Raw genomic sequence first — 6000 nt, 5'->3', positions numbered from 1 at the left:
CCCACCCCAGCCCTCCCCACCGCAAGCGGGGGGAGGGAGTCACGGTGGCGACCTGATCGACGCTTTGTCCCTCGCGGCCGAAATCGAGACGCGCGGGCGGGCCATCACCGGGCTGCCGGCGAAATTCTCCATCGTCGTCGATGGCGGCGGTAAATCGTCGCTCGAAGCCGTCGTGGGCGATCTCCGCATCGTCGCGACCGCGCCGGGGCGTGTGGTGATCGCGCTGGCCGACCGGCTCTGGTTCGGCCCCCTCGCCGTCCCTGAGGTGGGGGCCGCCGTCGCACAGGCCATGTCGCGCTTCGCCGCGAAGCGGGCGCAGGCGCCCAACACCATCCGCCGCATGAGCGATCTCGCGGTCGGCGAGCTGGCGGCGCTCTGCGACCTTCCCGTGGCCGAGGCGCCGGCAGCGCGCCCTGAGCCCCGGCGGGCCGGGCTGTTTGCGCTCGGTGACAGCCATGCCGCGCTGGTCGGGCTGCCCTTCGGACGGGCCGATGCGGCGACGCTCGACCGTCTCGCGCGGACAGCCGAAACGCTCGGTTGCCCTGAGATCCGCCTTTCGCCCTGGCGCGGGATCGCCTTCCGCGGGCTGTCCGAGGCGGCGGGCATGACCCTGCTCGCAGGCGCGGCGACGGATGGCCTGATCACGCGTGACGACGATCCGCGTCTGTCGGTACAGGCCTGCGCCGGCGCGCCCGCCTGCCAACGCGGCGAGGTCCCGGCCATGGCGGATGCGGCGACGCTCGCCAGGACGCTCGCACCGCTGCTTGCGACTGGCCTGACACTGCATGTCTCTGCTTGCGTCAAATCCTGCGCGCGGCCCGGTGCCAGCGATCTGACGCTGGTCGGGCAGGCCGGGCGTTATCGCGTCGTCATCGGCGGCACTGCGCGGGACAGCGCCGTCGGCACCCTTGACCTTTCCGACCTGCTGACGCGATTGCAGCCCGGACACGACATCCACACCCGCCTGATCGCAGCGGGCGGGCTTTCAGGACCAGCATTGTGACGGCGACCTACGACTATATCCGCGACGGGAGCGCGATCTATGAGCGCTCCTTCGCGATCATCCGGGCGGAGGCCGATCTGTCGCGCTTTGCCGGCCGCGCCGCCCATGTCGTGGTGCGGATGATCCATGCCTGCGGCATGACCGACCTGCCGACGGACGTGGAGATGTCCCCGGATTTCGCTGATGCCGCCGAGGCCGCGCTGAAGGCGGGCGCGCCGATCCTGTGCGACGCGAAGATGGTCGCCAATGGGGTCACGCCATCGCGGCTGCCGGCGCGCAATCCGGTGATCTGCACGCTGGATGATCCGCGCACCGCGCCGCTCGCCGCCGAGATGGGCACGACGCGCTCGGCTGCCGCCATGGAGCTGTGGCGGCCGCATCTGGCCGGCGCACTCGTCGTCATCGGCAATGCCCCGACCGCGCTGTTCCGGCTGCTGGAAATGCTCGATGCCGGTGCGCCAAAGCCTGCCGCCGTGATCGGCATCCCTGTCGGCTTCGTCGGCGCGGCGGAATCGAAGCAGGCGCTGACGCAGCATGAGGGCGTGCCCTTCCTCGTCGTGCACGGACGGCGCGGCGGCTCGGCGATGGCGGCAGCTGCCGTCAACGCGCTCGCGCAAGAGAAGGAGTGAGCCGGTGAGCCTTGAACCGGCGACAACTCTGCTGTTCGGCGTCGGCCTGGGCCCCGGCGACCCCGACTACATGACCGTGCGCGCCCGCGACATCATCCTCAGCGCCGACCGGCTGGTGCATTTCTGCAAGCGCGGCCGGCGCGGGAATGCCCGCATCACCGCCGATGCCGTGGTTGCGCCCGATGCCGCCCGCGAGATCGAGCTCGCCTTTCCGGTGACAATCGAGGTGCCGGTCGATGACGAGGCCTATAGCGGCCCGATCGCGCAGTTCTACGACGAGTCCGCCGCGCTGCTGGCCGCCGAGATGGAGGCCGGCCGGACGGTCGCGGTGCTCTGCGACGGCGACCCGTTCTTCTACGGCTCCTTCATGCATCTGTGGCGCAGGCTCTCGCCGCGCTTCCCGACCGAGGTGGTGCCGGGTGTCACCGGCATGGCCGGCGCCTGGACGCGGGCCGACGCGCCGATCACCTGGGGCGACGACATCCTGACCGTGCTGCCGGGCACGCTGCCCGAGGCCGAGTTGGTCCGGCGGCTCGCCGATACCGATGCCGCCATCATCATGAAGCTTGGCCGCAACCTGCCGAAAGTGCGCCGGGCGCTGATGGCAACAGGGCTGATCGCCCGGGCGATCTATGTCGAGCGGGCGACGATGGCCGGGCAGGTCGTGGCGAGGCTCGCCGACAAGGGCGACGACGAGGCGCCCTATTTCTCGATGGTGCTGGTTCCCGGTGAGGGGCGGCGGCTGTGAACGAACGTGGCCTCGGCCCCACCCCTCCGCCGTCATCCCGGACAAGCGGCGCAGCCGCGCCGATGCGGGATCCATTCCGGAACGCCTCCGGAGAAGGTTCCGGCATGGATCCCGGGTCTTCGCTTCGCTCCGCCCGGGATGACGGCGCGGAGATGGAGAAGGTGAAGGAAATGGCTGAGGCAGGCTCTGGCTCCCTCACCGTCGTGGGCCTCGGCCCCGGCGAGGCGCATTGGCTGACGCCGGCAGCTCAGGCCGCGATCGATGCTGCCACCGATCTCATCGGCTACGGCCCCTATCTCGACCGCATCCCCGAGCGCGACGGCCAGACCAAACACGCCTCCGACAACCGCGTCGAGATCGACCGCGCCGGCCATGCGCTGCGGCTGGCGGCCGAAGGGCGCAATGTCGCGGTCGTCTCCGGCGGTGATCCCGGCGTGTTTGCCATGGCGGCCGCCGTGTTCGAGGCCCTGGAAGCGGGCGATCCGGCCTGGTTGTCGCTGCCGATCACGGTCGAGCCGGGGATCACCGCCATGCTGGCTTCGGCGGCCAGGGCCGGCGCGCCGCTCGGCGGGGATTTCTGCGCGATCTCGCTCTCGGACAATCTCAAGCCCTGGGAGGTGGTGACCGCAAGGCTCGAGGCGGTGCTGAAGGCCGATTTCGTGATCTGCCTCTACAACCCGATCTCGAAGGCGCGGCCCTGGCAGTTGCGTGCGGCGCTGGAACTGGCTACCCGCCATCGCGAGGCGCAGACGCCGGTGATCTTCGCCCGCGCCGTGGGGAGGCCCGACGAGAACCTGCGTATTCTGACGCTGGCAGAGGCTCTCGAGGCCGCCGCGAGCGCCGACATGGCGACGCTGGTCACCATCGGGGCATCGAGCACAAAGCTGATCCCGCGCCCGGGCGAAGCTGCGCCTTGGGTCTACACGCCGCGTTCGGTGACGAAGAGCCCCTCCGCCACCAGCCAGGGCAGGACCTGATGGACATGGGCGACGGTCTCGACATCGGGCTTGGGCGGACGCTCGACCATGATCACGGGAAGGCCGAGACGGCGCGCCGCAACGAGCTTGGCTGCCGTCGCATCGCCGCCGGAATTCTTGCTGACGAGAACCTCGATGCCTCTTTCGCGCATCAGCGCCTCCTCGTCCTCCACGCGAAAGGGCCCGCGCTGCTGGATGACCTCGACATGGGGCACGGGCAGGCGGTCGCCGATCGGCTCGATGGCGCGGACGAGATAATGATGCTGCGGCGCATCCGCGAAGACCGGCAGGTCGAGCCGGCCGATCGTCAGGAAGACGCGGCGCGGCTCGGGGCCCAGCGCCTCGGCAGCGGCTTCCATATCCGGCACATTTTGCCAGCGGTCGCCGGCTTCCGCGTGCCAGGGCTCACGGCGGATCGCAAGCATGGGCACGCCCTCCGCCTTGCAGGCATGCTCGGCGTTGAAAGGCATGATCGCCGCGAAGGGATGCGTGGCGTCGATGACGGCGATGATGTTCTCGTCGCGCAGATACTGCCTGAGGCCCTCGATGCCGCCAAAGCCGCCGACGCGAACCGGCAGGTTCGACGGGCGGGGATCGACTGTATGACCGGCAAGCGAGATGATGGCCCGGATATCGGGAGCCTGCTCGGCCAGATGCTGGTCGAGCGCCGCCGCTTCAGTGGTTCCACCAAGAATGAGCACGGTCATGCCGCTAGTTACGCTTGAAAACGATGGGCTGTCGAGCCGCGGCGAAACGCCGGCCGCGCCCTGGCTCGCTCTGGTCGGGCTCGGCGAGGATGGTCGCGCCGGGCTCTCGCCCGAGGCACTGGCCGCGCTCGACGAGGCCGAGATCGTCTTCGGCGGCGAGCGCCATATCGCGCTGATCGGCGCTGTGCCCGGCGAGGCGCGGACCTGGCCGCAGCCCTTCCGCAACGCCCTGCCGGCGATCCTGGCCGAGCGCGGCCGCAAGGTCTGCGTGCTCGCGACCAGCGATCCGTTCCATTACGGCATCGGCGCAGGCCTCACCAAGGCGATCCCGGCGTCGGAGATGCGGATCATTCCGCAAATCTCCTCCTTCGCCATGGCCTGCACGCGGATGCGCTGGCCGCAGGAGGAATGCGCGCTGGTCTCGCTGCATGGCCGCACGCTCTACCGGATCGTGCCGCATCTGCAGCCGGGCGCCCGCATCCTTGCCTTGTCCTGGGACGAGACGACGCCGCGCGCGATCGCCGAACTCCTGAGCGCGCGGGGCATGGGGACGAGCCGCATCACCGTACTGGAATCGCTGGGCGGCCCGTTGGAGCGGGTGCGCGAAACCCGTGCCGACGCCTTCGCCTTCGACGACGTCGTGCCGCTCAACATGATCGCGGTTACGGTCGAAGCCGGGCACGACTCGCGCGTGCTGCCGCTGACGCCGGGGCTCGACGAGGCGTGGTTCGCCCATGACGGGCAGATCACCAAAGCGGAGGTCCGCGCGATCACGATCTCCGCTCTCGCTCCGCGCGCGGGCGAACTCCTCTGGGATGTCGGCGCCGGTTCGGGCTCGATCAGCGTCGAATGGTGCCAGCGCCATCCGCGCAACGCTGCCATCGCTTTTGAGTCCAAGGCGGAGCGCATCGAGCGGATCACCCGCAACAGCCTGGAACTCGGCGGGCTTTCGGTCACGGTGACAGGCCAAGCTCCGGCCAGTTATGGCGGCCAGCCTGAGCCCGATGCCGTCTTCATCGGCGGCGGCTTGACCGTCGCGGGGCTGTTCGAGGGTGCCTGGGCAGCGCTCAAACCAGGCGGACGCCTCGTGGCGAACGTCGTCACCCTGGAGGGCGAGGCGCGGCTCGCGGCGCTGCATGCGCTGCATGGCGGCTCGCTGCGGCGCATCGCGATCGACCGGCTCGTCCCCGTCGGCGGGCTCCATGGCTGGCGGCCGGCCATGCCAGTGACGCAGTGGCGGGTCGAGAAGCCGTGAGACCGCCCTCCCCCACCCACGCCGTCATTCCGGACAAGCCGCCCTCGGGTCCGCCCTTTGGCCGGCCCAAGGACAGGCTCCGCGGCGCCGCTCCGGAATCCATCCTAGAGTGCAGTCGGTGCCCTAGGATGGATTCCGGGTCTGCGCTTCGCTTGCCCGGAATGACGGTGAGGGTGTCACCGAGGTCTGAGCCATGACCGGCCGCCTCGTCGCCGGGCTGGGCCTGCGCGCGGCCACCAGCGAAGCCGATATCCTCGCCTGCCTCGACGAGGCGCTGGCGATCGCCGGGCTGTCCGGCGAGAGCACGCCGCGTCTCGCGACATTGTCGAGCCGGATGGGGGAGCCCGGGCTGAACGCCGCCGCAGCCAGCCGCCAGGCCGAACTCGTCGCCGTGCCAGACGAGGCGCTGAAGGGTTTCGAGGCAGCCTGCGCCACGCGCTCGACGCGGATCGCCTCGCTCTACGGCGTCGGCTCGGTCGCCGAAGCCGCCGCGCTCGCCGCTGCCGGGCCGGGCGGGGTGCTGATCCAGCCGCGCATCGCCACCGCCCGCGTCACCTGCGCGCTGGCGCGGAGTGTATCGTGAGGGACGCGACCACCCTTGTCTTTCCGGGGCTTCGCGAAGCGAAGGACCCGGAACCCACGACCGGGATCCGCCCTTCAGCGTTGCGTTGGCTCAGTCCT

The 6000-nt window shown here is 70.4% G+C and carries 7 protein-coding genes; 6 read left to right on the top strand and 1 reads right to left on the bottom strand.

What is annotated here, in order from left to right; all coding sequences use genetic code 11:
• From IP69_RS11010 to cobJ, 4 genes are all read left to right on the top strand, one after another.
• Positions 1-1003 (top strand): hypothetical protein (locus tag IP69_RS11010; protein WP_210165946.1); only part of this gene is annotated, 1003 nt, incomplete at its 5' end.
• Positions 1000-1632 carry a precorrin-8X methylmutase gene (locus tag IP69_RS11005; protein WP_054142869.1) on the top strand — a complete coding sequence of 211 codons (633 nt, stop codon included), beginning with the start codon at positions 1000-1002 and terminating at the stop codon, positions 1630-1632. The genes IP69_RS11010 and IP69_RS11005, both read left to right, overlap by 4 nt.
• 4 nt (positions 1633-1636) lie before the next feature.
• Positions 1637-2380 carry a precorrin-2 C(20)-methyltransferase gene (locus tag IP69_RS11000; RefSeq protein ID WP_054142868.1) on the top strand — a complete coding sequence of 248 codons (744 nt, stop codon included), beginning with the start codon at positions 1637-1639 and terminating at the stop codon, positions 2378-2380.
• A gap of 170 nt (positions 2381-2550) precedes the next feature.
• Positions 2551-3357, top strand: coding sequence for a precorrin-3B C(17)-methyltransferase (gene cobJ, locus IP69_RS10995; RefSeq protein ID WP_082359224.1), 807 nt, complete (start codon positions 2551-2553; stop codon positions 3355-3357).
• Here the strand turns inward: cobJ and IP69_RS10990 are convergent.
• On the bottom strand, positions 3300-4064 hold the full coding sequence (locus IP69_RS10990) for a cobalt-precorrin-6A reductase (RefSeq protein ID WP_054142866.1): 765 nt from the start codon (positions 4062-4064) through the stop codon (positions 3300-3302). The two genes, cobJ and IP69_RS10990, sit on opposite strands and share 58 nt — an antisense overlap.
• Between IP69_RS10990 and cbiE the strand changes: the two genes are divergently transcribed.
• Both cbiE and IP69_RS10980 read left to right on the top strand, forming a co-directional pair.
• Positions 4063-5319, top strand: coding sequence for a precorrin-6y C5,15-methyltransferase (decarboxylating) subunit CbiE (gene cbiE / locus IP69_RS10985; RefSeq protein WP_156323403.1), 1257 nt, complete (start codon positions 4063-4065; stop codon positions 5317-5319). The genes IP69_RS10990 and cbiE overlap by 2 nt on opposite strands.
• A 193-nt stretch (positions 5320-5512) precedes the next feature.
• The gene (locus IP69_RS10980) at positions 5513-5902 is read left to right on the top strand and encodes a cobalamin biosynthesis protein (protein WP_054142865.1); all 390 of its coding nucleotides are present in this window, start codon (positions 5513-5515) and stop codon (positions 5900-5902) included.
• Positions 5903-6000: the final 98 nt, after the last annotated feature.

Origin of the sequence: Allobosea sp. AAP35, from assembly GCF_001295925.1 — a bacterium.
Lineage (GTDB): Bacteria > Pseudomonadota > Alphaproteobacteria > Rhizobiales > Beijerinckiaceae > Allobosea.
This window is presented reverse-complemented; position numbering and strand designations above follow the sequence as displayed.

What these genes read in the sequence shown, in the direction of transcription:
- cobJ (WP_082359224.1), top strand. Translation starts at nt 2,551, where the DNA reads ATGGCTGAGGCAGGCTCTGGCTCCCTCACCGTCGTGGGCCTCGGCCCC.
- cbiE (WP_156323403.1), top strand. Translation starts at nt 4,063, where the DNA reads ATGCCGCTAGTTACGCTTGAAAACGATGGGCTGTCGAGCCGCGGCGAA.
- IP69_RS10990 (WP_054142866.1), bottom strand. Translation starts at nt 4,064, where the DNA reads ATGACCGTGCTCATTCTTGGTGGAACCACTGAAGCGGCGGCGCTCGAC.
- IP69_RS10980 (WP_054142865.1), top strand. Translation starts at nt 5,513, where the DNA reads ATGACCGGCCGCCTCGTCGCCGGGCTGGGCCTGCGCGCGGCCACCAGC.